Genomic DNA, 24,018 nt, shown 5'->3' on the forward strand with positions numbered 1-24,018 from the left:
AAATAACCACGCCACAGAAAAGGCGTGGCGAAAAAACAACCTGACGAGAATAGCATTGCCGCTTCGCTTAGGATGCGAGGGAGTTCACTTTATGGGAGAACGGAGTGGGTTGTTTTGCCGGGTGGCGGCTGCGCCTTACCCGGCCTACGGGGAAAGGTAGGCCGGGTAAGCGTCAGCGCCACCCGGCTAAAAAGGCTTACGCCTGCGTTTCCAGCCAGTCTGCCAGGGTATACAGCGTCGCGCCTTCGGCAGCCATCTCCATAAACGCCTGAGCACTGTCCTGAGGGTGAATGTTGACCCCGCGGCAGCCGTCGGTGATCACGCTGACGGTGTAGCCTGACTGGAGCGCGTCCAGTACGGTAAACTTCACGCAGTAATCTGTCGCCAGCCCCAGCACAATCAGCTCCGTGATTTCATGGTGGCGTAACCACGCGTCCAGCGCTGTCTTCTGACGATGACCGTTATCAAAAAACGCGCTGTAGCTGTCTATTGTCGGGTTTTCACCCTTATGGAACACCGCGTCGATGGCTTTCTGATTCAGGAGCGGATGCAGCGCCGCGCCTTCCGTTTGCTGCACGCAATGATCCGGCCAGAAGGTTTGCGCCAGCCCGTCGAGTTCACCTTGAGTGAGCGGTTCGACGTTGTGCTGGCTGGCAAAACTGCCGTGGTTAGCCGGGTGCCAGTCCTGGCTGGCGACCACCGCTTCACCGCGGGCTTTACACCAGTCAATCAGCGTATTCGCCACGTCAACGGTGCTGTCACCTTCGGCGACGGCCAGCGCGCCGCCTGCGCAGAAATCATTTTGCAAATCGACCAGTAGCAGGGCGCGTTGCGTCATGAGGCCTCCTTATTCGTCCGGGGTCAGTTCACCGCGCAGATTTTGCATCATGGCGTTGCGAATGGACTGAATGTCCAGATCCTGACTCAGTAAATAGTGAAGTTTAGTCAGCGTCGCCTCAACGGTCATATCGAAACCGCTGATGACACCCGCATGTGCCAGCGCGTTGCCGGTGGCATAGCCACCCATATTCACTTTGCCGGACATACACTGGGTCAGGTTCACCACCACAATTCCGCGTTCGCTGGCTTCCTGAAGCTCTTTCAGAAACTCACCGTTCTGCGGGGCGTTGCCCACGCCGTAGGAGCGCAGGATCAGCGCTTTCACTGGCTGGCGCAGGAAGTTGCGGACCACGTCGGCGGAAATACCCGGGTAAATGGTAACCACACCGATGGGCTGCGGGGTAATCGGATGCACAATCAGCTCGCCAGCGGTATTCGGTGCAGGCGGCGTGCCCAGACGACGGATATGAATCCCCGCTTCCAGCAGCGGCTGCAGGTTCGGTGAGGCGAAGGCGTCAAAACCATCGGCATGGGCTTTCGTCGTGCGGTTGCCGCGATACAGACGGTTGTTGAAGAACAGCGAGACTTCGTTAATCGGGTAATTTGCCGCCACGTACAGGGAGTTCAGCAGGTTGATCTGCCCGTCGGAGCGTAACTCCGCCAGCGGAATTTGCGACCCGGTGACGATAACCGGCTTGCTCAGGTTCTCCAGCATGAAGGAGAGCGCCGAGGCCGTGAACGCCATGGTGTCGGTACCATGCAGGATCACGAAGCCGTCGTACTGGTCGTAATGCGCTTTAATGTCATCCGCGATGTGCTGCCAGTCTTCTGGCGTCATGTCGGAGGAGTCCATCAGCGGCTCGTATTCATGGATGGTAAAGTCAGGCATTTCCGGACGGTGGAACTCAGGCATCAACGCAAGCTGACGCTGAAGGTGGCCGGAGACAGGAATATAGCCATTTTCAGAGCGCTGCATACCGATGGTACCGCCAGTGTAGGCTACATAAATCGATTTCTTCTGCATGGTAGTGAGTTCTTGTTCTTCAAAAGAAAAAAATCCCCTCTTCGCGGGAAGAGGGGACGGTTTTTAACGGACGTTCGCGCAGGTCAGGCAAAACGCGTAACGACTTTGTGGATCGTTAAAGGCCGCGAGCTTATCGCTTTCCGTCTTCATCGCCTTCGCTGCCGTGGCAACCGGCGCAGGCAGGTAAGCCTGCAGCGCCTCCGGCAGCATGGCGCGAACGGAGACAGACATGCTGTCCATCACCATATCGAAGAATGACGGCTCATCCTGATAATACTCAATGTGCCATTGCTTGAGCTTCGCCAGGTCGGCCGCTTTCTTCACGGCGTCGTCAAAGTCACCCAGACTGTCCACCAGTCCGTTGTTCTTCGCGTCCTGACCGGTCCAGACGTGGCCCTGAGCAATCTGGTCAATCTGTTCTGGCGTCTTTTTACGCGAGTCAGCCACCAGCGTAATAAAGCGCTTATACCCGTTCTCAATGCTCAGCTGCATCATCTCCGAGACTTCCGGCGGCAGGGATTTCGTTATCGACACATCTGCCAGCGGCGACGTAGAAACACCGTCGGTGTGCACGCCCAGATAATCCAGACTGTTTTCCACAGTGTTAATTACCCCGAAGATGCCGATAGAACCGGTCAGCGTACTTGGGTTAGCCACAATGTAGTTGGCTGGCGTGGAGATCCAGTACCCACCTGATGCCGCCATTCCGCCCATGGAGACGACGACCGGTTTGCCCGCAGCGCGGGCCGCGGCCAGCTCAGCGCGGATCACTTCGGAGGCGCTCACGCTGCCGCCCGGGCTGTTTACGCGCAGAACAATGGCTTTCACTTTCGGGTCAAGGCGCGCGTCACGGATTTGCGACGCGGTGGTGTCACCGCCGACATTACCCGGGGTTTCCTGACCGTCCATGATGGCGCCGTTGGCAAACACCACGGCTACGCTGTCACCGCTCTCGTCCGGTTTTTTCGCAGCGTAGTCATACATACTGATGGCGCTGTAGTTTTTGTCCTCTTTGCTCCAGCCAAACTGTTTGGTCAGGGCTTTTTCGATATCCGCACTGGTACCCAGCGCATCAACGAGTTTATTGTCGAGGGCATATTTCGCGGTATCGCCGTCAACCTTACGCAGACCCTCCAGCACGCCACGTGCGCCCGGGAAGACCTGCTCAGCGGTAATTTGACGGTTAGCGGCCACGGTGCCCAGATAGTTTTGCCACAGCTCGCCAATCCAGCGGCTGTCCGCTTCACGGGCAGCAGGGGACATATCGTCGCGAATAAACGGCTCCACGGCTGATTTATAGGTGCCGACGCGGAAGACGTGGGTCGTCACTTTCAGCTTGTCGAGCAGCGATTTGTAGTACAGGCCGTTGGTGGCAAAGCCGTGCAGATCGACCGTCCCCTGCGGAGAGAGCCAGATCTTGTTGGCGAAGCTTGCCAGATAATATTGCCCCTGGCTGTAGCTGTCGCCCACGGCGATCACTGGCTTACCGCTGTCGCGGAATTCACGCAGCGCTTTACCGATGTACTGCATTGAAGGCTGGTCGCCTCCGGCAAAATCTTTCAGATCCAGTACGATCCCGGTGATATTTCGGTCGTCTTTGGCCTGACGGATAGTATCGACAATATCGAACAGGGAGTTTTCCTGCAGGCGGTCGGACGTCGCGCCAAACAGCTGACGGCCAATGACCCCCAGACGGTTGCTGGTGGACGGTTTATCCACAATGACGCCGGTGATATCGAGTAACAGCGCCCCGCGAGTTGAATGCTGCGCCTGATTCGCATTGCTGATATGCATCCAGATGCCTGCGCAAACCAGAACCAGCAGGATGAAGAAGATGTTCATCACCAGGTTGCGGACGAAGTTGAGCAGTCGCCACGTCCATTTAAAGAAACCGGCAAAGATTCGCCAAAGGGTTCGCATGTATTCTCCCTAACCAGAAAATGACTGTTTCCGTCGCCACTGGACGGTAATGTTGGGTTATCGTAATGACCCAACCGCCACTTGTCAGCAGGAATCGCCTGCCAGGCTGTAACAAAATCTGCGGCCGTGTTAATTTTGTGAGTAAATTTCAATAAAGGAGTTAACCAATGGACGCACTTGAACTGCTTGTTAACCGCCGCAGCGCGTCACGTCTGGCCGAACCTGCCCCGGCGGGCGAGCAGCTGGAAAACATTCTGCGTGCCGGGATGCGTGCCCCCGATCACGGCACGCTGCAGCCGTGGCACTTCTTTGTGATTGAAGGTGAAGGCCGCGATCGTTTCAGCCAGCTGCTGGAGCAGGGCGCGGTTGCCGTCGGGCAGGATGAGAAGGGTATCGATAAAGCGCGCAATGCGCCGTTCCGTGCGCCGATGATCATCGCCGTCGTGGCGAAATGTCAGGCTGGCCACAAAGTCCCGGTCTGGGAGCAGGAAATGTCTGCTGGCTGCGCGGTAATGGCGATGCAAATGGCCGCTGTCGCACAGGGGTTTAACGGTATCTGGCGTACCGGTCCGCTGACCGAGAGCCCGGTAGTCCGTGACGGTTTTGGCTGCGGTGAGCACGATAAAATTGTCGGTTTCCTCTACCTCGGTACGCCGCAGCTTAAAGCCTCCAGCACCATCAGCGTGCCGGACACTACGCCTTTCGTCAGCCGTTTCTGATAACCCACGCTAAACTGTCTGGATTCTGAGCATCTGCCGCAGAATTCAGACAGTCATACTTACCTCTTTATGGAATGAGCGCTACCATAGCGCGATTGAGATGACAGGAGACGTCCATGAGCGAGCAAACCATTCGTTTAACGCAGTACAGCCACGGAGCCGGTTGCGGTTGTAAAATTTCCCCGAAAGTGCTGGAGACCATTCTGCACAGTGAACAGGCGAAGTTTGTCGACCCGAACCTGCTTGTCGGCAATGAAACGCGTGACGATGCTGCAGTTTATGACTTAGGTAACGGCACCAGCATTATCAGCACCACTGACTTCTTTATGCCGATTGTCGATAACCCCTTCGATTTCGGGCGCATTGCGGCCACCAACGCCATCAGTGATATCTTCGCGATGGGCGGTAAGCCGATTATGGCCATCGCCATTCTGGGCTGGCCAATTAATACCCTCGCGCCGGAAATTGCCCGCGACGTCATTGATGGCGGCCGTTTCGCCTGTCAGCAGGCGGGAATTGCGCTGGCCGGTGGTCACTCGATTGACGCGCCTGAACCTATTTTTGGCCTGGCCGTCACGGGCGTGGTGCCGACCGAGCGCGTGAAGCGCAACAGCACCGCGCAGGCGGGCTGCAAGCTGTTCCTCACCAAGCCGCTCGGCATTGGCGTACTCACGACCGCCGAGAAAAAATCCCTGCTGAAGCCGGAACACAAAGGTCTGGCAACGGAAGTGATGTGCCAGATGAACCTTGCGGGCGCGGCATTCGCCAATATCGACGGCGTGAAGGCGATGACCGATGTGACCGGTTTTGGTCTGCTGGGACACCTCTCCGAAGTGTGTCAGGGCGCGGGCGTGCAGGCACAGGTCTGGTATCAGGACGTGCCGAAACTGCCGGGCGTGGAAGAGTACATTGCGCAGGGCGCGGTGCCGGGCGGTACTCAGCGCAACTTTGCCAGCTACGGTCACCTGATGGGCGAGATGCCTGAAGAATGGCGCAACCTGCTGTGCGATCCACAAACTTCCGGCGGCCTGCTGCTGGCGGTCACACCGGAAGCCGAAGCTGACGTTCAGGCAACGGCCGCCGAGTTTGGCATTACCCTGACGGCGATCGGCGAGCTGGTGACCGCACGCGGTGGCCGACCGATGATTGAGATCCGTTAATTCGATGCGGTTGTTTATTGCCGAAAAGCCGAGCCTGGCGCGCGCCATCGCCGACGTGTTGCCGAAGCCGCACCGCAAGGGCGACGGCTTTATCGAATGCGGTAACGGGCAGGTGGTGACCTGGTGTATTGGTCACCTGCTTGAGCAGGCGCAGCCGGACGTCTACGACAGCCGCTACGCCCGCTGGAACCTCAACGATCTGCCCATCGTGCCGGAAAAATGGCGCCTGCAGCCCCGGCCTTCGGTGACCAAACAGCTGAACGTGATCAAGCGTTTCCTGCACGAAGCCTCTGAAGTGGTTCACGCAGGTGACCCGGACAGGGAAGGGCAACTGCTGGTAGATGAAGTGCTGGACTACCTCGAGCTGGCGCCGGAAAAACGCCAGCAGGTACAGCGCTGCCTGATAAACGACCTCAACCCGCAGGCGGTAGAGCGTGCGATCTCGCGTCTGCGTGCCAACAGCGAGTTTATCCCGCTGTGCGTCTCGGCGCTTGCGCGCGCGCGCGCTGACTGGCTGTACGGGATCAACATGACCCGCGCCTACACCATCCTCGGGCGTAATGCGGGCTATCAGGGGGTACTCTCCGTGGGCCGCGTGCAGACGCCGGTGCTGGGGCTGGTGGTGCGTCGTGATGAAGAGATTGAGAACTTCGTCGCCAAAGATTTCTTTGAAGTGAAAGCGCATATCGTTACGCCTAAGGACGAACGCTTTACCGCCGTCTGGCAGCCGAGCGATGCCTGTGAATCGTACCAGGATGAAGAGGGGCGCTTGCTGCACCGTCCGCTGGCGGAGCATGTGGTTAACCGTATTACCGGTCAGCCTGCCATCGTCACCAGCTATAACGATAAACGGGAATCAGAACCCGCACCGCTGCCATTTTCGCTCTCGGCCTTGCAGATTGAGGCGGCGAAGCGCTTTGGCCTCAGCGCACAAAACGTGCTGGATATCTGCCAGAAGCTCTATGAAACCCACAAGCTGATCACCTATCCGCGTTCGGATAGCCGTTATCTGCCGGAAGAACATTTTGCCGGTCGCCACGCGGTACTGAACGCGATAAGCGTACACGCCGCCGATCTCCTGCCGCAGCCGGTGGTGAACCCGGACACCCATAACCGCTGCTGGGATGATAAAAAGGTGGATGCCCACCATGCAATTATCCCGACGGCACGCGCCAACCACGTTAACCTGACGGATAACGAAGCGAAGGTCTATAACCTCATCGCCCGTCAATATCTGATGCAGTTCTGCCCGGACGCGGTGTTCCGCAAATGCGTCATTGAGCTTGAGATTGCCAAAGGTAAGTTTATCGCCAAAGCGCGTTTCCTCGCGGAAGCGGGCTGGCGCACGCTGCTCGGCAACAAAGAGCGTGACGAGGAGAACGACGGTACGCCGCTGCCGGTAGTCGCGAAAGATGACGAGTTATTGTGCGAGAAAGGTGAAGTGGTTGAACGTCAGACCCAGCCGCCACGCCATTTCACCGATGCGACGCTGCTGTCGGCCATGACCGGGATCGCCCGATTTGTGCAGGATAAAGATCTGAAGAAAATCCTGCGCGCCACCGACGGTCTGGGTACGGAAGCGACGCGAGCGGGGATCATCGAACTGTTGTTCAAGCGCGGCTTCCTGGAGAAAAAAGGACGCTATATCCACTCCACGGAGCCGGGCCGGGCGCTCATCCACTCCCTTCCGGAGCTGGCCGCGAGGCCGGACATGACCGCGCACTGGGAATCCGTGCTGACGCAAATCAGTGAAAAGCAGTGCCGCTACCAGGACTTTATGCAGCCGCTGGTGGGGACGCTGTATCAGTTGATCGATCAGGCACGCAGTACGCCGGTGAAGCGGTTCAGAGGGATGGTTGCGCCGGGTAGCGGTGCGAAGAAGCCCTTTAAAAAGAAAAAGAGCGCGGCAGCTTCTTAAACCGTAGGCCGGGTAAGGCGAAGCCGCCACCCGGCGAAAAGCAGCTCTGCGGCCTGAAAAAAAGCCCGGTGGCGGCTACGCCTTACCGGGCCTACAGGGCGAGAACACAGTGAAAGCTTAAATCACACCCTGCCCAATCATCGCATCCGCCACCTTCACGAATCCGGCGATATTCGCTCCGCGCACGTAGTTAGTTTGCGAAGCTTCACCGCCGTACTCCACGCAGGCGTGGTGAATATCCAGCATGATATGGTGCAAACGGGCATCCACTTTCTCCGCCTTCCAGCCAAGACGCGCGGCGTTTTGCGCCATCTCAAGGCCGGAGGTTGCCACGCCGCCCGCATTGGCGGCCTTGCCTGGGGCAAACAGCACGCCCGCTTCGAGGAACAGATCCGTCGCATCGATCGTAGTCGGCATATTCGCCCCTTCGGCCACCGCCTTCACGCCGTTGCCGATCAGCGTGCGCGCGGCGTCCACGTCCAGTTCGTTTTGCGTGGCGCACGGCAGGGCAATATCCACCGGAATACCCCACGGCTGCTTGCCTTCCAGATACGTCAACCCAAATTCCTGGGCATAGTCTGCGAGCCGCCCGTCGCGGCTGGCTTTAATTTCGCACAGGCGCGCCAGTTTTTCTGCCGTAAAGCCCGCTTCATCCACCACCGTGCCACGGGAGTCCGAGGCCGTCACCACGCGGGCGCCAAACTGCATCGCTTTTTCGATAGCGTATTGCGCCACGTTACCGGAGCCGGACACCGCCACGCGCATCCCTTCAAACCCTGACCCGTGACGCTTGAGCATCGCCTCGGTGAAATAGACCAGACCATATCCGGTCGCCTCCGGGCGAATCAAACTCCCGCCAAACGACAATCCTTTGCCGGTAAAGACGCAGGCGCTGTTGTTGGAAAGCTTTTTCATCATCCCGGCCATAAAGCCCACTTCGCGGGCCCCCACGCCGATATCCCCCGCTGGTACGTCGGTGTCCGGACCAAGGTGGCGCCAGAGCTCGGTCATCAGCGCCTGACAGAAACGCATCACTTCACCTTCGCTTTTCCCCTTAGGATCGAAGTCACTCCCGCCTTTACCGCCGCCCATCGGCAGGGTGGTGAGCGCGTTTTTAAACGTCTGCTCAAAGCCGAGGAATTTCAGGATCGACAGGTTCACGGAAGGGTGGAAACGCATGCCGCCCTTAAACGGGCCGATGGCGGAGTTAAACTGCACGCGCCAGGCGCGGTTGACCTGGACCTGATTGCGGTCATCCACCCAGGTCACGCGGAACTGGATCACCCGTTCTGGCTCAACCAGACGTTCCAGCAGCGACAGTTGACGATAACGCGGGTTTTCTTCAAGGAAGGGCCACAGGGTGGTCATCACTTCACGAACGGCCTGAGCGAACTCGCTCTGATGCGGGTCGCGCTGCTGAACATGGGCAAGAAAGCTTTCCAGAGAGCGTGTCTGATCCATAGATATAAGAACCCCTTATAGTCATTTATGTATATTGCTTATGCGATTTGTGTTGTTTTTTTGACTATACCACCCGTACTGCTTTGTGAAGCAAGAAGAAATGTAGGGTGAAAGGAAATTAATGACCCGCGCTGCGTCATAACAAAAAGCGATGATGTGCGAAATTAAAGATTCTGCCCGATTAACCGTTATAGTCATTATCCGGACATAACAGGAAGACAAGTCTATGAATCGTTACGTGATGGCTGCATTTTCGTTGATGTTGACCGCTGGCGCGCAGGCTGACCGCATTCGCCCGGACGTGGAGGTGAATGTCCCGCCGGAGGTCTTTAGCTCCGGCGGCCAGCGTGCGCAACCCTGTAACCAGTGCTGTATCTATCAGGATCAAAATTATTCTGAAGGAGCAGTGGTAAAAGCGGACGGGGTTTTGCTGCAATGCCAGCGTGATGAACGCGCGATCAGCACGAACCCGCTGGTCTGGCGGCGCGTAAAAGAATAAACGCCTCCAGCAGCGGAATATCCGCCGGGGCCAGGTCGTAGCTCAACGCCTCTTCCGGCGTGCACCACGCCAGCGCGCTGTGGTAGTGTGCGGTTAACGCTCCGCTAAAGGCAGGAACATACCAGGCGTGCAGGTGGATTAACCGCTGCGACACTTCGCGCTGGTGGCTTGCCACATACTGCACGGGCTGCGCCTCAATACCCAACTCTTCACGCAGCTCGCGGATTAGCGCCTGAGGCTGGGTTTCACCGGCCTCGACTTTTCCGCCAGCGAATTCCCACATTCCCGGTTGATCGGCGTGAGCAGGGCGCTGCGCCAGTAAAATTTTGTCGTCTTTTTCGATGATGGCCGCAACGACATCGACTGTTTTTAGCATGGTCGTCAATACTTGATAGCGAAAAACGACATATTATCGTGCCCTTTCAAAGAGTCCAGTCATCAGGAGAAACAGGTGAAAGAGTCGTCCACCTGGGTAGAACCCATCCCAACCCTTCCGGCGAGCGTAAAACCGATTGCCGCCATGCAGCGAAAACACTTTGGTGCAGTCCTGAATCCCACGCGCTGGTGGGGGCGCATGCCGCGTCTGTTCTGGCTGGTTGCATTGTTTGTCGGTTTTCTGGAGCGAAGAAACGCGCGCCTGACGCCGCAACTCCGCTCGCTGCTGATGACGCGGGTATCGCAGCTGTGCCACTGTGCTTTTTGCATTGAGGCTAACAGCCTGCGTCTGGCCGAGCGCAGCGGGGCGCTGGATAAAGTCCAGGCCGTGAGCGACTGGCCAGACTCTGACCTGTTCAGTGAACAAGAGCGCGCGGCGCTGGCCTATGCTGAGGCGGTCACCACCACGCCGCCCAGGGTGGATGAAGCAATCAAAACGGCGCTGAAACGCCACTTTACCGATGAGGTTATTACTGAAATGACGGCGCTCATCGCCTTTCAGAATCTCTCCGCCCGCTTTAACGCCGCGCTGGATATCCCGGCGCAGGGGCTGTGTGCCACGTTTAAAGGGAAGCCTGATGCTTGACCGTCACCTGCATCCACGGATAAAACCCGCGCTGAATCGTCTGGTCTCTGCGCTGGATAAGCCGGGCATTACGCCCGACGGACTTACCCTGGCGGGGTTTGCCATCGGCCTGCTGACGTTGCCATTTCTGGCCCTCGGCTGGTACCCGGCAGCACTGGTCGCCATCGTCCTGAACCGCCTGCTGGATGGTCTGGACGGTGCGCTGGCGCGCCGGAGAGGGCTCACGGATGCGGGAGGGTTTCTGGATATCGCGCTCGATTTCCTGTTCTATGCGCTGGTGCCGTTTGGCTTTGCGCTGGCGGCACCTGAGCAGAATACGCTGGCTGCCGCCTGGCTGCTGTTCGCATTTATTGGCACCGGGAGCAGCTTTCTGGCCTTTGCGGCACTGGCGGCGAAGCACAATATCGACAACCCCGGCTATGCGCACAAGTCGTTTTACTACATCGGCGGGTTAACGGAGGGGACGGAGACCATTGTGCTGTTCGTGCTCTGCTGCCTGTTTCCGGCCCATTTTGCCGTGTTCGCGTGGATATTTGGCGCGTTGTGCTGGCTGACCACCACAACGCGCATCTGGAGCGGTTATGTGACGCTAAAGTCACTCAAACCTTAACGCGTACTCTCGGGCCCGCGCTCACCGCGGGAGACCGGGTTCTGCGGGTGACTGCTCCACTCATACCAGCCGCCGTCATAGACGGCGACGTTCTTCCAGCCCATCGCCCGAGCGTACATAAAGGTTTCAGCCGCTCGCCAGCCGGTGCCGCAGTAAAAGGCGATGTGCTGCTCCGGCAGGATATCCCACGTTTTCCACATGGCGGTGATGTCGTCGGCGCTGCGCATGGTGCCGTCCGGGTTGTGGAAATCTTCCATGTGGGTGGCATCGCTTCCCGCGTGGCCCCAGCGGGCGCCGGCAATGTCACCTTTTGGCTTGATGTAGCTGTAGCCGCTGGTTTCGCCGATAAATTCCGGCCACGAACGAATACTGACGAGAGAGGCATCCTGGCGGTGCAGCATACCGCGCGCCTGTTCCATATCCACCATCAGTTGCGGCTGACCGGGGATCGGTGCGCCAAAATCAGGGGCGGGTTTCACTTTCCCTGGCGTACCGCGTTCAACCGGCAGACCCGCATCTGACCACGCCTTCCAGCCGCCATCGAGTATGCGCACATCCTTCACGCCTGCATACAGCATAATCTGCGCCACGCGCGCGGCGGCGTAAACGTCACGACCATACAAAATGACGGTGGTATCGTGACGGATTCCGTGCTTTGCCAGCATCGCTTTCAGCTTGTCGTCGGAGACTTTATTCCACAGCGGCTCGCTTTCCACTTCGTTGGTGTCGATGTATCCCGCGCCGGGAATATGGTTTAGCAGATAAAACTTCGGCGCGCCCCAGGCCGCTTCTATGACTTTCCATTCACCCGCGGGCGCGGCTGTCACCGGTTTACCCTGCTGGAGCTGGTGGATCCACTGCGGATAGACCAGCTGTTCAAAGTGCGGCAGACGCTGCAGGCGGTCCGGGGTTTGCAGGGCATCGCTGAGCAGCGAGATAGCGTGATATCCGGCTTTCTCCAGGCGCGCTTTCACCGCCTGGTTGGCGCTATCGTCGCCGTACAGCGCGACAGGCGTCGCAGGCGAAAGCTGATGCTGTTTAGCCCAGCGCGCCAGCTGTTCGTCGCTCATTGCGTCAAGCCAGCTGGCCGCAAGGTTGAGCGCTGCGGGTTCATGCCCGGAAGGACCGCTGAGGGTCTGCGGCCAGCCGTTGTAGAACGCGCTGGCGCGGGTGTCGACAGGCGTACCGTGCTGCGCCTGAAGCTGGGACAGCGTGAGTGAATCGGCCATTTCAGCCGCCTGAGAGGAAAACGAAGCGAGGCCGCAGAGCAGGGCCAGCGCGGTCAGTTGAGAAACACGTTTCATCGAATAACCTGACGTCAGTAAAAGAGGGGGGCATTGTCGTCTCTCCCGAAACGGAAAACATTGCGTTAGCACATTATTGCCAGCGAGAAATCTCAATCACCTCGCCGGCGGGCGGAATATCGTCCTCATCATGGGTGACCAGCACCACCGGAATATTGCGCGCCCGGACGGTGTCAAACACCCAGGCCCGAAACGTCGTGCGTAACGCTTTATCGAGGCGACTGAAGGGCTCATCCAGCAGCAGTGCCTGCGGTTCAGCGAGCAGGGCGCGCAGCAGACTCACCCGGGCGCGCTCACCGCCGGAAAGGGTTGCCGGGTCGCTGGCGTAACGGTCGCCAAGCCCGGCGGAATTCAGCGCCAGCTCGACGGCTTCCCGACGTGCGCGTCCGGCGATCCGCTCAGGCAACGCCAGCAGCAAATTTTGTCCGACGCTGAACGCGTCAAACAGCAGCGCGTCCTGAAAGAGAATGCCCAGCCCGCGAGATTCGACGGGAAGGCCGTCGCAGCGACGCTCATCGAGCCACAGCTCGCCCCGTGCCTGAAAATCATCTGACAGCGCGCCGACCATCCAGGAAAAAAGGGTCGATTTTCCGCTGCCGGAGGGACCCATCAGGGTGACGATCTCCCCGCGGGGAACGCAAAAATTAACCTCGCGGAAAAGCGGTTCGATGGTGAGATCCTTTACCTTCAACATTAACGTAATCCCTGACGATAGCGGCCCGCAAGCCGGGAGAAGAGTGAGGCCAGACCGAACACCGTGCCCGTGACCAGCAGTAAACCCAGCGCCCGGTTAGCGAGAACCGGGATGCTGCCCCCGCTGCTGAGCGCGACGGTCTCGGTGGTCAGCGTGGCGAAACGACCTGCGCCCAGCCACAGCGTCGGCATATATTGCGCCATGCTGACTGAAAAACCGGTGGCAAAGGCCAGCAGCGCAGGGCGCACCAGCAGAGGGCATTTCAGCAGGCAGAAGATTTTTGCCCGCCGCCAGCCGAGCGTCCTGGCGGTAAGAATAAGCCGGGGATCGAGCCTTTGCCAGGCCGGTTGCAGCACCAGCAGCATCCAGGGGAGTACCCAGAGCAGATGGCTCCAGAGCACGGCGGCATAGTGGCCGTCGAGGCCCAGATGTAACGCAATGGCATATTGCCCTGTGACCAGCGGTAGCGCCGGGAGCGCGAGCGGTAACCACACCCACGGAGCGCCTCGCTGCGGCCCCCATTCCAGCCAGAGAAAAATGACGATCAGGGCGACAAGGCTCGACAGCAGACCGAAAGAAAGGCTGGTACTCACCGGGCCAACATCGTCCCGTTGGGCCAGCATCAACAGCACCGCGGCGCAAAGTATCCCGCACGCGGGCAGAAAGCCGCTGAATACACGCTCTGGCAGGGCGAGATGAGACCTTTGGCGTGCGCCCGTTGGATGTGCAAACGTGCGACGCCACACCTTCCACAGCCCGTAGCCCAGCGCAGCAAGCGCGGCCAGCAGCAGAAGGAGAAGCAGGCACAGCAGCGTCCCTTTTGCCTGCTGCTGTACGTCTCCCTGGCTCAGCCACTGCCAGGCCAGCACGGCCAGCGTCGGCGGGTTACCGGGCCCGAGAACGATCGCCACGTCCACGACGGACAGCGACCACGCCAGCACCGCCAGCATCACCGCGCCGAGTACCGGCGCGATCGCCGGAAGGAGCAGCCAGTTAAGCGTCTGAAAACGCCCGTAGCCGAAGGTCTGCAGGACAATCTTCTGCGGTGCGAGCCGTTTTTCCGGCAGCACGGCGTAAATCGCCCACAGTACAAACGCGCTCTCTTTGACCGCGAGCGTCAGACCCAGCCCGATGCCGTAGCGGTCATACGGAGGTGAACAGACGGTGCAGACCTGATAAAACAGACCGCCTTCGGCAAACAGCAGCAACGCGCTGGAGGCGAAAGCCACATGGGGCACGGCCAGCAGCCACGGCAGGCGCGTACTGAGACGCCGCCAGCGTTTGCCGGGCCAGAAAAGGGCCACGAGAGAAAGGGCGATAAACAACGCCCCCAGCGTGGCGATAAGCGTTGAAACCAGGGTGGCGATGGCTGCCTGAGGCAATTGTGGGTCGTTCAGCAGCCGCTGCCAGTTAACGACAGAAAATGCCGGAGCAAGCAGCATGGCACCGGCGGGCAGGAGCGGCAGATAAATAATCGCCATCGCCAGCCAGACAAGCCAGCTTAACGGGTGCCGTAACGACGCAGCCATTCCTGCTCCAGCGCGTTAACCCAGGCGGACTGCGGCTCTGCCAGAACCTTCGGCAGCCCCTGCGGCGTATGAGCCAGCAGCTGTTTTGCTTCATCTTCGGGCAGCGTTTTCACATCCAGCACGCTCGGGTCACCCCAGATGGCCGGGTCGGCCTTGCGGATTTGCGCCCGCGGTGACAGCAGGAAGTTGGCGACGACTTTTGCGCCAGCGCTTGCGCTGGCATTGGCCGGAATCGCCACAAAATGGACGTTGCCGAGCATCCCGTTTCTAAAACCAAAGCTGTAGCTGTCGGCAGGCAGTTCGCCGCTCGCCACTTTCTGCTGCCCATGCGCCGGGTTAAAGGTCAGCGACAGATTCAGGCTCCCGCTGGCAAGCAGGGTATCCATCCGGGCGGGCGAGGGAGGGAAGTCTTTCCCTTCACGCCACAGCAGCGGGTGCAGTTTATCGAGATAAGCCCAGAGCGGGGCGGTCACCAGGGCAAAGGTGTCATCGGGTGCTTTTTGCAACGCATCCGGATGAGCCGTGAGCGTCATCAGCAGCTGCTCAAGGAACGCGGTACCGGTAAAATCGGGCGGGCGGGGATAGCTGAGCTTGCCGGGGTTCTGCCTTGCGTAATCCAGCAACGCCTGCGGATCTTCTGGCGGCGTCGGCATGCTGGTTTTGCGGGCGATAAAGGTCAGCTGCGCGCCGCCCCACGGCGATTCCGCGCCGTCTGTGGGAATGGCGAAATCTTCGGTGACAGGTTTGCGGGTATCGACATAGCGCCAGTTGGGCAACCTCTGCGCCCACCCGGTTTGCAGGAGATTAGCCTCTTTTAGCGTGCGGAAGTTTTCGCCGTTGACCCACAGCAGGTCGACCGAGCCATTCGTTTTGCGCCCCGCGGCGGCTTCGGTCTGGATCCGTTTTACCGCATCGGCAGCGTCGGCCAGCGGGACGATTTTAAGGGTAATGGCGTAGTGCGTTTGCATCTCGCCGCTCACCCACTCAAGGTAGCGGTTGGCCGCCGGATCGCCTCCCCAGGCGTTAAACCAGACAGTCTGCCCGTTGGCTTGTTGCTGGATACTTTGCCAGCTGTCGGCAGCATACAGGGGGGCGGCCAGCAGCAGGCCTGTCAGAAACGTGCAAAAACGCACACGGCGCATAATGCCTCACTTTTTGAACGAAGAGGTGTAACGGGAATACAGCCAGCGGGTAGCCAGCGGCAATAACCCCAATAGTGTAAAGGCGAAGACCATACCCGGCGATACAATATCGTGCAGCGATGTCACTTTTCCCAGCTCGCGCCCGGCGTTGAGGAAGACAACCGTGGCGGGCAGCATGGCGACCTGGCTAACCCACCAGTAGCGCCTCACCGTGATGCGGGTCACCCCCATCAGCAAATTCACCACAAAAAACGGGAACAGCGGCATCAGGCGCAGGGCAAAAAGATAGGCCGTACCCTCGCGTGCCATACCGGTATTCACCGTATTCATCTGTCGGGCAAAGCGCTGCTGAACCCAGTCGCGAAGGAGATAACGGCTGGCAAGCATGGCCAGCGTAGCCCCGAGCGTAGAGGCAAACGAGACCAGCACGGTGCCTTCCCACAGGGAAAACAGTGTCCCGCCCAGCAGGGTCAGGATCGCCGCGCCGGGAAGCGACAGGGCGGAGACCGCTACGTAGAGTGCAAAAAAGATCATTGCGCTCTGCAGCGGCGCGCGGTCGACATGGGAAAGTAACGTCTGCTGGTGAGTTTTAACCCCTTCCAGAGAGAGCGTGCCTGGTGGCAGCATGACAAACGTCAGAATAAATGCGCCCAGAAGGGCGCACAGGAAGAGTAGTTTTCGACTGTTCACGCGCGATCAGAGCTTGAATTTAGCCCACACCGGCGCATGGTCCGATGGCTTTTCCATGCTGCGGATATCGTAGTCGATCCCGGTTTCGATGCAGCGCTCAGCCAGCGGCGAGCTGGCCAGCAGCAGGTCGATACGCAGGCCACGGTTGTCGTCAAAGCCTTTTGAGCGGTAGTCAAACCACGAGAAGCGATCCTGGGTTTCAGGGTTCGCATGGCGGAAGGTATCCACCAGGCCCCAGCCCAGCAGGCGTTCCATCCACTCGCGCTCTTCCGGCAGGAAGGAACATTTGCCGGTACGTAGCCAGCGCTTGCGGTTCTCTTCGCCTATGCCGATATCCCGATCCGTCGGGCTGATATTCATGTCGCCCATGATCAGCACCGGATTCTCTTTTTTCAGTTCGGTTGTCAGGTAGTTCTGCAGATCCTGATAAAACTTCGCTTTGGCGGGGAATTTTGTCTCGTGGTCACGGCTCTCACCCTGTGGGAAATAGCCGTTAATGACCGTGATATTGCCAAGTGCAGAGGGCACTTCCGCCATGATGATACGGCGCTGCGCTTCTTCATTGTCCCCGGGGAAGCCGCGACGCACGGAAACCGGGGTTTCTTTAGTGAGCAGCGCGACGCCATAGTGACCTTTCTGACCGTGGTAGAAGACGTTGTAACCCAGTTTCGCGACCTCTTCGAGGGGGAACATGTCGTCGTGAACCTTGGTCTCCTGCAGGCCGATAACATCGGGCTGATGTTGCTCAACAATGGCTTCCAGTTGATGAGGACGGGCGCGCAGGCCGTTGATATTAAAAGAGACAAATTTCATAGTCGCTGCCAGTGCAAGGTGAATAGTGCATGGATGGTAGCAGAATTTGCATCAACTGTTACCGGGTTCGACCAATAACTGCGACAGATAATGCCGGTGGTGCAATATTTGCACCATCCTGACGCGTTTTGCCCCCGGACAGGGCGTAAATGGCCGGGAAATTTCGCGAGCGATCACAATTCCAGAATTATATTTGGCCTTTGCATACTCTTTCTTATTTTCATGCGGCAAAGCGCCGCTTATCGTAAAAATATTCACTTTTTATGCAGTAACAGTGAATAACCCCATGTCATAACTCATTGATATTCTGTTACCTCAACCCGTTTATGCATTTTTATCGCTGGCTGGCACGAAGGCTGCAATCTACATTCACAGTGCAAACACTCAATTATTTAACATTCAAATAACCTTTTATTTACCGGATGAGGTCGCTATGTCTCTGTCAATTACGCGTGAAAATTTCGATGAATGGATGATGCCGGTATACGCGCCGGCGGCGTTTATTCCGGTTCGCGGGGAAGGCTCACGCCTGTGGGATCAGCAGGGGAAAGAGTACATCGACTTTGCCGGGGGGATTGCGGTGAATGCGCTGGGCCATGCGCATCCGGCGCTGCGTCAGGCGCTGAACGATCAGGCCGCGAAGTTCTGGCATACCGGTAACGGTTTTACCAACGAGCCTGCGCTGCGTCTGGCGAAAAAGCTCATTGACGCGACGTTTGCCGAAAAAGTCTTTTTCTGTAACTCCGGGGCGGAAGCCAACGAAGCGGCGCTGAAGCTGGCACGTAAATATGCCCACGACAAGTTCGGTACCCACAAGAGCGGGATTGTGGCATTTAAAAATGCCTTCCACGGACGCACGCTGTTTACCGTGAGCGCGGGCGGTCAGCCCTCTTATTCGCAGGATTTCGCACCGCTGCCGCCGGATATTCGCCACGGCATCTATAACGATCTGCAGTCTGCCAGCGAGCTGATTAACGACACCACCTGCGCGGTGATCGTCGAACCGATGCAGGGCGAAGGCGGCGTGCTTCCGGCGCAAAAAGCATTCCTTCAGGGGCTGCGCGAATTGTGCGATCGCCATAATGCGCTGCTGATTTTCGACGAAGTACAGACCGGCGTCGGCCGCACCGGCGAGCTGTATGCGTATATGCACTACGGCGTGACGCCGGATATTCTCTCAACCGCCAAAGCGCTGGGCGGCGGCTTCCCGATTGGGGCCACGTTGACGACCGATAAATTCGCCAGCGTGATGACCGTGGGCACCCATGGCACCACCTACGGCGGTAACCCGCTGGCGACCGCTGTGGCCGGACAGGTTCTCGACATCATTAACACCCCTGAGGTGCTGAAGGGCGTTAAGCAGCGTCACGACTGGTTTGTTGAACGCCTGAACGCCATCAATGGCAAGACCGGACTGTTCAAGGAAATTCGCGGCCTGGGGCTGTTAATTGGCTGCGAGCTCACCCCTGAGTTTGCCGGAAAAGCTAAACTTATTTCACAGGAAGCGGCAAAAATGGGCGTGATGGTGCTGATTGCCGGTGCCAACGTGGTGCGTTTTGCTCCCGCGCTGATTGTCAGCGAGGAAGAGGTGCAAACCGGTCTGGATCGATTTGCACTGGCGTGTGAAAAAGTGAAGTCCGGGGTGTCATCATGATGGTCATCCGTCCCGTTGAGCGCGGCGATATCGCCGGGCTCATGCAGCTTGCCGGTAAGACGGGAGGCGGGCTGACCTCGCTTCCTGCCGATGAAAAAACGCTGTCGGCGCGCATTGAGCGCGCCCTGCAAACCTGGCAGGGGACGTTGCCAAAAAGCGAACAGGGCTACGTGTTCGTGCTGGAAGATACCGAGACGGGGACGGTGGCCGGGATCTGCGCCATTGAAGTGGCCGTCGGTCTTAACGACCCGTGGTATAACTACCGCGTTGGCACCATGGTTCACGCGTCGAAAGAGCTGAACGTCTATAACGCGCTGCCGACGCTGTTTCTCTGTAATGACCACACGGGTGCCAGCGAACTCTGCACGCTGTTCCTCGATCCGGCGTGGCGCAAAGAGGGCAACGGTTATCTGCTCTCCAAATCGCGCTTTATGTTTATGGCTGCCTTCCGCGATCGCTTTAACGAAAAGGTGGTCGCCGAGATGCGCGGCGTGATCGATGACACCGGCTACTCGCCGTTCTGGGAGAGCCTGGGCGAGCGCTTCTTCTCTATGGAGTTCAGCCGTGCAGACTATCTCTGCGGCACCGGCCAGAAAGCCTTTATTGCCGAGCTGATGCCGAAGCATCCTATCTATACCCATTTCCTTAGCCCGGAAGCGCAGGCGGTGATCGGCGAAGTGCATCCGCAAACCGCGCCAGCTCGCGCAGTGCTGGAGAAAGAGGGCTTCCGCTACCGTAACTATGTCGACATCTTTGACGGCGGACCGACGCTTGAATGCGATATCGACCGCGTTCGCGCGATCCGTAAAAGCCGCCTGGTAGAGGTCTCTGAAGGTCAGCCCGCGCCAGGCGACTGGCCGGCATGTCTGGTGGCGAACGAAAATTACACCCACTTCCGCGCCATGCTGGTGCGGACTAACCCGAAATGTGAACGTCTGGTGCTGACGGCTGCAGAACTGGATGCCCTGAAATGTAACGCCGGCGATACGGTTCGTCTGGTGCGTCTCTGCCCTGAGGAGAAAACAGCATGACATTATGGATTAACGGTGACTGGGTAACGGGCGAAGGCGAGCTGCGCGTAAAGACCAATCCGGTAGGTAATGAGGTGCTCTGGAAGGGAAATGACGCCAGCCCCAGCCAGGTGGAACAAGCCTGTCATGCCGCGCGTCGTGCGTTTCCGGCGTGGGCCAAACAGCCTTTCGCCACGCGCCAGTCCATTATTGAAACGTTTGCCGGGCTGCTGGAGGCGAATAAAGCTGAGCTCACGCGCATTATTGCTTCCGAAACCAGTAAGCCACGCTGGGAAGCAGCAACGGAAGTGACGGCGATGATCAACAAAATCGCCATTTCGGTGAAGGCATACCATACCCGCACCGGCGAGCAACACACCGAGATGCCGGACGGCGCGGCGACGCTGCGCCATCGTCCGCACGGCGTGCTGGCGGTATTTGGCCCGTACAACTTCCCGGGACATCTGCCGAACGGCCACATTGTTCCCGCACTGCTGGCGGGCAATACCGTTATTTTCAAGCCGAGCGAGTTAACCCCCTTAACCGGCGAGGCCGTGGTGAAACTGTGGGAACAGGCCGGGTTGCCGCCGGGCGTGCTGAACCTGGTGCAGGGCGGTCGCGAAACCGGTCAGGCGCTCAGTGCGCTGAGCGATATTGACGGTCTGCTGTTCACCGGCAGCGCCGGAACGGGCTATCAGCTGCATCGCCAGCTGGCGGGACAGCCGGAAAAAATTCTGGCGCTGGAGATGGGGGGCAACAACCCGCTGATTGTTGAAGACCCCGATGATATTGACGCCGCGGTGCACCTGACGATCCAGTCCGCCTTTATCACCGCCGGACAGCGTTGCACCTGTGCCCGCCGCCTGCTGGTGAAACGAGGCGCACAAGGGGATGCCTTCCTGAAACGCCTGGTCGACGTGAGCGCACGTCTGGTCCCCGCCGCGTGGGATGCCGATCCGCAGCCGTTTATGGGTGGACTGATTTCCGAACAGGCCGCGCTGAATGTGCTTAACGCCTGGCAAAACCACGTTGCGCGCGGCGCGAAAACCCTGCTGGAACCCAGGCAGGTACAGCCGGGAACCTCGCTGCTGACGCCGGGTATTGTTGAGATGAGCGGCGCGAGCAACGTGCCGGATGAAGAGGTCTTTGGCCCGCTGCTGTGCGTCTGGCGTTACGACGATTTTGATGCGGCGATTGCGATGGCAAACAACACCCGCTATGGCCTGTCGAGCGGACTCATTTCGCCGCATCGCGAGAAGTTTGAACAACTGCTGCTGGAAGCGCGCGCCGGGATTGTAAACTGGAATAAACCGCTGACCGGTGCGGCGAGCACCGCGCCATTCGGCGGCGTGGGTGCGTCGGGTAACCATCGCGCCAGCGCGTGGTATGCCGCGGATTACTGTGCATGGCCGATGGCGAGCCTGGAAACCCCGGCGCTGACGCTGCCGGAGACGCTCAGTCCGGGGCTGGATTTTAGCGAAGGGGATCGTCATGAAAGCGCGTGAAGTCAACTTTGACGGGCTGGTGGGGCTGACCCACCACTATGCCGGTCTCTCCTTTGGTAATGAAGCCTCGACGAAGCATCAGTTTCAGGTCTCCAACCCGAAACTGGCGGCGAAGCAGGGCCTGCAGAAAATGAAAGCGCTGGCAGATGCCGGGTTTCCGCAGGCGGTGATCCCGCCGCAGGAACGGCCGAACGTGGCGGTGCTGCGCCAGCTCGGCTTTACCGGGAGTGATGAGCAGGTGGTCGAAAAAGCGGGCACGCAAACGCCGCATCTGCTCTCGGCGGCGAGCTCCGCCTCCTCTATGTGGGTGGCGAACGCGGCGACCGTCGCACCGTCAGCCGATACGCTGGATGGCAAAGTCCATCTGACGGTGGCTAACCTGAACAACAAATTCCACCGCGCCACCGAAGCGGAAACCACCGAGCGCGTGCTGCGCGCTATTTTCAACCATGACGCCCATTTTGAGGTGCATCAGGCTCTGCCGCAGGTGGCGATGTTCGGCGACGAAGGCGCGGCCAACCATAACCGTCTCGGAGGCGACTATGGCGAGCCTGGCGTACAGGTGTTTATCTACGGGCGCGAGGAGGGCGGCCATTCTGCCCCCGTTCGCTATCCTGCCCGCCAGACGCTGGCCGCCAGCCAGGCGGTCGCTCGCCTGAACCAGGTCAATCCTTCACAGGTGATTTTTGCCCAGCAGAACCCGCAGGTGATTGACCAGGGCGTGTTCCATAACGACGTGATTGCCGTTTCCAACCGTCAGGTGCTGTTCTGCCATGAGCAGGCGTTTGCGCATCAGGAGAAACTGCTCGCGACACTGCGCGAACGCGTACCCGGCTTTATGCCCATTCAGGTGCCCACGCAGGCCGTCAGCGTGCAGGACGCGGTTGAAACGTATCTGTTCAACAGCCAGCTGCTGAGCCGCGATGACGGCAGCATGATGCTGGTGCTACCGCAGGAGTCACAGGATCATAAAGGCGTCTGGCAATACCTGACGCAACTGGTTAAGGCCGATAACCCCATTGACGAACTGCGCGTGTTTGATCTGCGTGAAAGCATGGCTAACGGCGGCGGTCCTGCCTGCCTGCGTCTGCGCGTGGTATTAACGCCGAATGAAATGCAGGCCGTTAACCCGGCAGTCATGATGAACGAAGCGCTGTTTACCACCCTTAATGACTGGGTGGATCGCTACTATCGCGACCGGTTAACGCAGGCGGATCTGATTGACCCGCAGCTTCTGCGTGAAGGGCGCGAGGCGCTGGACGCGTTGACATCAATCCTGCAACTGGGATCGGTTTATCCGTTCCAGCGCTAAAGGAGTGGGTATGGAAAATTTACTGGCGCTGACCCTGGCCGATGAAACGCCGGAACAGAAAGAGGGGGACGGCCCCTCATTCCGCTGGCGGTGGCTGGGGCGCGGGGTGCTTGAGCTGACGCCGACTACCGACAGCGAGCTGTCGCTGCTGCTCTCAACGGGCATTCACGGCAATGAAACGGCGCCCGTTGAGATTGTCGATTTGCTACTGCGTGCGTTATATCGCGGAGATATCACCCTTACGTGTCGCGTACTGGTGGTGCTGGGCAATCCGCCTGCGCTGGCGCAAAACAAACGTTACCTGGTGAGTGACATTAACCGCATGTTTGGTGGTCGCTGGACGCAGTTTCCGCAAAGTGAAGAAACGGCAAGGGCCGCGTGGCTTGAGAATGTCGTGACCGCGTTTTTCTCCACGGCGGGGCCAGTGCGCTGGCATCTTGATCTCCATACCGCGATCCGCGCGTCTTACCATGTGCGCTTTGGCGTGTTACCGCAGCGGAATCAGCCCTGGGATGAAGCTTTTCTACGCTGGCTGGGGGACGCCGGGCTGGAGGCGCTGGTCTTTCATCAGTCGCCGGGCGGAACGTTTACCCATTTTACCTGCGAACATTTTGCTGCCCTGGCCTGTACGCTGGAACTGGGAAAAGCGCTTCCTTTCGGTGAGAACGATCTGACGCGTTTTGCTCCCACGCATCTCGCGCTGCGGGCTCTGCTCGGGGGCGAGGCTCCCGACCATGAGCATCCGCCCGTTGAGCGGTATCGCGTCGTACAGCAGATCACCCGCCGCAGCGATGCTTTCCAGCTTCATATGGCCGCGCACACCCTGAACTTCACGCCGTTTCGTAAAGGAGCGCTGCTGGCGGAAGATGGTGAAGAACGTTACGAAGTGCAGAAAACAACGGAATATGTGTTGTTCCCTAACCCTACCGTCGCGTTTGGCCTGCGAGCCGGTCTGATGCTGGAAAAAATATCATGAACCTTTCCCCTCTCATCATCCGGGAGGGGAAAGTAAAAACGTTTCTTAACGTTTAAAGCGCTGGTCCTTGTTTTGCGGAATATTCCTGGTGAATTGCTTTATTATTCATCTTCACTTCGCTATACTTTTTAGAAATTGCTTTAAATTCATCGTTTTGAATATTTTTTGTTGCAACTCTCCACGCTTTATCCTTATTTCCTCCACATTTGGCGAAAAA

The 24,018-nt window shown here is 58.7% G+C and carries 22 protein-coding genes; 11 read left to right on the forward strand and 11 right to left on the reverse strand.

Annotation, left to right across the window (positions count from 1 at the left end):
• Positions 1 to 196: 196 nt before the first annotated feature.
• From pncA to sppA, 3 genes are all read right to left on the reverse strand, one after another.
• Positions 197 to 838 (reverse strand): bifunctional nicotinamidase/pyrazinamidase, encoded by a 642-nt coding sequence (gene pncA / locus L383_RS19115; protein ID WP_023332745.1) that lies wholly within the window; start codon positions 836 to 838, stop codon positions 197 to 199.
• 9 nt (positions 839 to 847) lie between these two features.
• Positions 848 to 1,864 (reverse strand): asparaginase, encoded by a 1,017-nt coding sequence (gene ansA / locus L383_RS19110; protein ID WP_014883450.1) that lies wholly within the window; start codon positions 1,862 to 1,864, stop codon positions 848 to 850.
• Positions 1,865 to 1,927: 63 nt separating this feature from the next.
• The gene (gene sppA / locus L383_RS19105) at positions 1,928 to 3,784 is read right to left on the reverse strand and encodes a signal peptide peptidase SppA (protein WP_023332746.1); all 1,857 of its coding nucleotides are present in this window, start codon (positions 3,782 to 3,784) and stop codon (positions 1,928 to 1,930) included.
• 167 nt (positions 3,785 to 3,951) lie between these two features.
• Here sppA and L383_RS19100 point away from each other — a divergent pair, with 167 nt between their 5' ends.
• The 3 genes from L383_RS19100 to L383_RS19090 all read left to right on the forward strand — a co-directional run bounded on the left by L383_RS19100 (position 3,952) and on the right by L383_RS19090 (position 7,581).
• Positions 3,952 to 4,503, forward strand: coding sequence for an NAD(P)H nitroreductase (locus tag L383_RS19100; protein WP_023332747.1), 552 nt, complete (start codon positions 3,952 to 3,954; stop codon positions 4,501 to 4,503).
• Positions 4,504 to 4,619: 116 nt separating this feature from the next.
• Positions 4,620 to 5,663, forward strand: coding sequence for a selenide, water dikinase SelD (selD, locus tag L383_RS19095; protein ID WP_014883453.1), 1,044 nt, complete (start codon positions 4,620 to 4,622; stop codon positions 5,661 to 5,663).
• Positions 5,664 to 5,667: 4 nt separating this feature from the next.
• Positions 5,668 to 7,581, forward strand: a complete 1,914-nt coding sequence (locus tag L383_RS19090; RefSeq protein ID WP_023332748.1) for a DNA topoisomerase III — start codon at positions 5,668 to 5,670, stop codon at positions 7,579 to 7,581.
• Positions 7,582 to 7,698: 117 nt separating this feature from the next.
• On the opposite strand, the gene gdhA is transcribed toward L383_RS19090, so the two are convergent.
• Positions 7,699 to 9,042: an NADP-specific glutamate dehydrogenase gene (gdhA, locus tag L383_RS19085; RefSeq protein ID WP_023332749.1), complete on the reverse strand. Its 1,344-nt coding sequence runs from the start codon at positions 9,040 to 9,042 to the stop codon at positions 7,699 to 7,701.
• A 226-nt stretch (positions 9,043 to 9,268) separates the two neighbouring features.
• Between gdhA and L383_RS19080 the strand changes: the two genes are divergently transcribed.
• Positions 9,269 to 9,541, forward strand: coding sequence for a YnjH family protein (locus L383_RS19080; protein WP_014883456.1), 273 nt, complete (start codon positions 9,269 to 9,271; stop codon positions 9,539 to 9,541).
• Here L383_RS19080 and L383_RS19075 read toward each other — a convergent pair.
• On the reverse strand, positions 9,501 to 9,917 hold the full coding sequence (locus L383_RS19075) for a pyrimidine (deoxy)nucleoside triphosphate diphosphatase (RefSeq protein WP_023332750.1): 417 nt from the start codon (positions 9,915 to 9,917) through the stop codon (positions 9,501 to 9,503). The two genes, L383_RS19080 and L383_RS19075, sit on opposite strands and share 41 nt — an antisense overlap.
• 75 nt (positions 9,918 to 9,992) lie before the next feature.
• Between L383_RS19075 and L383_RS19070 the strand changes: the two genes are divergently transcribed.
• Positions 9,993 to 10,562: a carboxymuconolactone decarboxylase family protein gene (locus L383_RS19070; RefSeq protein ID WP_023332751.1), complete on the forward strand. Its 570-nt coding sequence runs from the start codon at positions 9,993 to 9,995 to the stop codon at positions 10,560 to 10,562.
• Positions 10,555 to 11,172 (forward strand): CDP-alcohol phosphatidyltransferase family protein, encoded by a 618-nt coding sequence (locus tag L383_RS19065; RefSeq protein WP_014883459.1) that lies wholly within the window; start codon positions 10,555 to 10,557, stop codon positions 11,170 to 11,172. Before L383_RS19070 ends, L383_RS19065 begins: the two co-directional genes overlap by 8 nt.
• Here the strand turns inward: L383_RS19065 and L383_RS19060 are convergent.
• The 6 genes from L383_RS19060 to xthA form a co-directional block, all read right to left on the reverse strand.
• Entirely contained in the window at positions 11,169 to 12,476 is a 1,308-nt protein-coding gene (locus tag L383_RS19060) for a sulfurtransferase (RefSeq protein WP_023332752.1), read from the reverse strand. The two genes, L383_RS19065 and L383_RS19060, sit on opposite strands and share 4 nt — an antisense overlap.
• A gap of 73 nt (positions 12,477 to 12,549) precedes the next feature.
• Positions 12,550 to 13,170: an ATP-binding cassette domain-containing protein gene (locus tag L383_RS19055; RefSeq protein ID WP_023332753.1), complete on the reverse strand. Its 621-nt coding sequence runs from the start codon at positions 13,168 to 13,170 to the stop codon at positions 12,550 to 12,552.
• The gene (locus L383_RS19050) at positions 13,170 to 14,699 is read right to left on the reverse strand and encodes an ABC transporter permease family protein (RefSeq protein WP_023332754.1); all 1,530 of its coding nucleotides are present in this window, start codon (positions 14,697 to 14,699) and stop codon (positions 13,170 to 13,172) included. Before L383_RS19050 ends, L383_RS19055 begins: the two co-directional genes overlap by 1 nt.
• Positions 14,672 to 15,832: an ABC transporter substrate-binding protein gene (locus L383_RS19045; RefSeq protein ID WP_369796277.1), complete on the reverse strand. Its 1,161-nt coding sequence runs from the start codon at positions 15,830 to 15,832 to the stop codon at positions 14,672 to 14,674. The genes L383_RS19050 and L383_RS19045 overlap by 28 nt, the downstream gene beginning before the upstream one ends.
• Before the next feature lie 15 nt (positions 15,833 to 15,847).
• On the reverse strand, positions 15,848 to 16,531 hold the full coding sequence (locus L383_RS19040; RefSeq protein ID WP_032628865.1) for a TVP38/TMEM64 family protein: 684 nt from the start codon (positions 16,529 to 16,531) through the stop codon (positions 15,848 to 15,850).
• Between the two features lie 6 nt (positions 16,532 to 16,537).
• Positions 16,538 to 17,344, reverse strand: a complete 807-nt coding sequence (xthA, locus tag L383_RS19035) for an exodeoxyribonuclease III (protein ID WP_014883464.1) — start codon at positions 17,342 to 17,344, stop codon at positions 16,538 to 16,540.
• Positions 17,345 to 17,777: 433 nt separating this feature from the next.
• On the opposite strand from xthA, the gene L383_RS19030 reads away from it, so the two are divergent.
• Genes L383_RS19030 through astE form a run of 5 tightly spaced genes read left to right on the forward strand, consistent with a single transcriptional unit; the run spans position 17,778 to position 23,801 of the window.
• A complete protein-coding gene (locus tag L383_RS19030) occupies positions 17,778 to 18,998 on the forward strand; it encodes a succinylornithine/acetylornithine transaminase (protein WP_023332757.1) in 1,221 nt (406 codons plus the stop codon).
• Positions 18,995 to 20,029, forward strand: coding sequence for an arginine N-succinyltransferase (astA, locus tag L383_RS19025; protein ID WP_023332758.1), 1,035 nt, complete (start codon positions 18,995 to 18,997; stop codon positions 20,027 to 20,029). The genes L383_RS19030 and astA overlap by 4 nt, the downstream gene beginning before the upstream one ends.
• A complete protein-coding gene (astD, locus tag L383_RS19020; protein WP_023332759.1) occupies positions 20,026 to 21,513 on the forward strand; it encodes a succinylglutamate-semialdehyde dehydrogenase in 1,488 nt (495 codons plus the stop codon). The genes astA and astD overlap by 4 nt, the downstream gene beginning before the upstream one ends.
• On the forward strand, positions 21,500 to 22,825 hold the full coding sequence (gene astB, locus L383_RS19015) for an N-succinylarginine dihydrolase (protein WP_023332760.1): 1,326 nt from the start codon (positions 21,500 to 21,502) through the stop codon (positions 22,823 to 22,825). The genes astD and astB overlap by 14 nt, the downstream gene beginning before the upstream one ends.
• 10 nt (positions 22,826 to 22,835) lie before the next feature.
• Positions 22,836 to 23,801 (forward strand): succinylglutamate desuccinylase, encoded by a 966-nt coding sequence (gene astE, locus L383_RS19010; protein ID WP_023332761.1) that lies wholly within the window; start codon positions 22,836 to 22,838, stop codon positions 23,799 to 23,801.
• Positions 23,802 to 24,018: the final 217 nt, after the last annotated feature.

Source organism: Enterobacter sp. MGH 37, from assembly GCF_000534515.1.
In the GTDB taxonomy this organism is placed as follows: Bacteria; Pseudomonadota; Gammaproteobacteria; order Enterobacterales; family Enterobacteriaceae; genus Enterobacter; species Enterobacter kobei.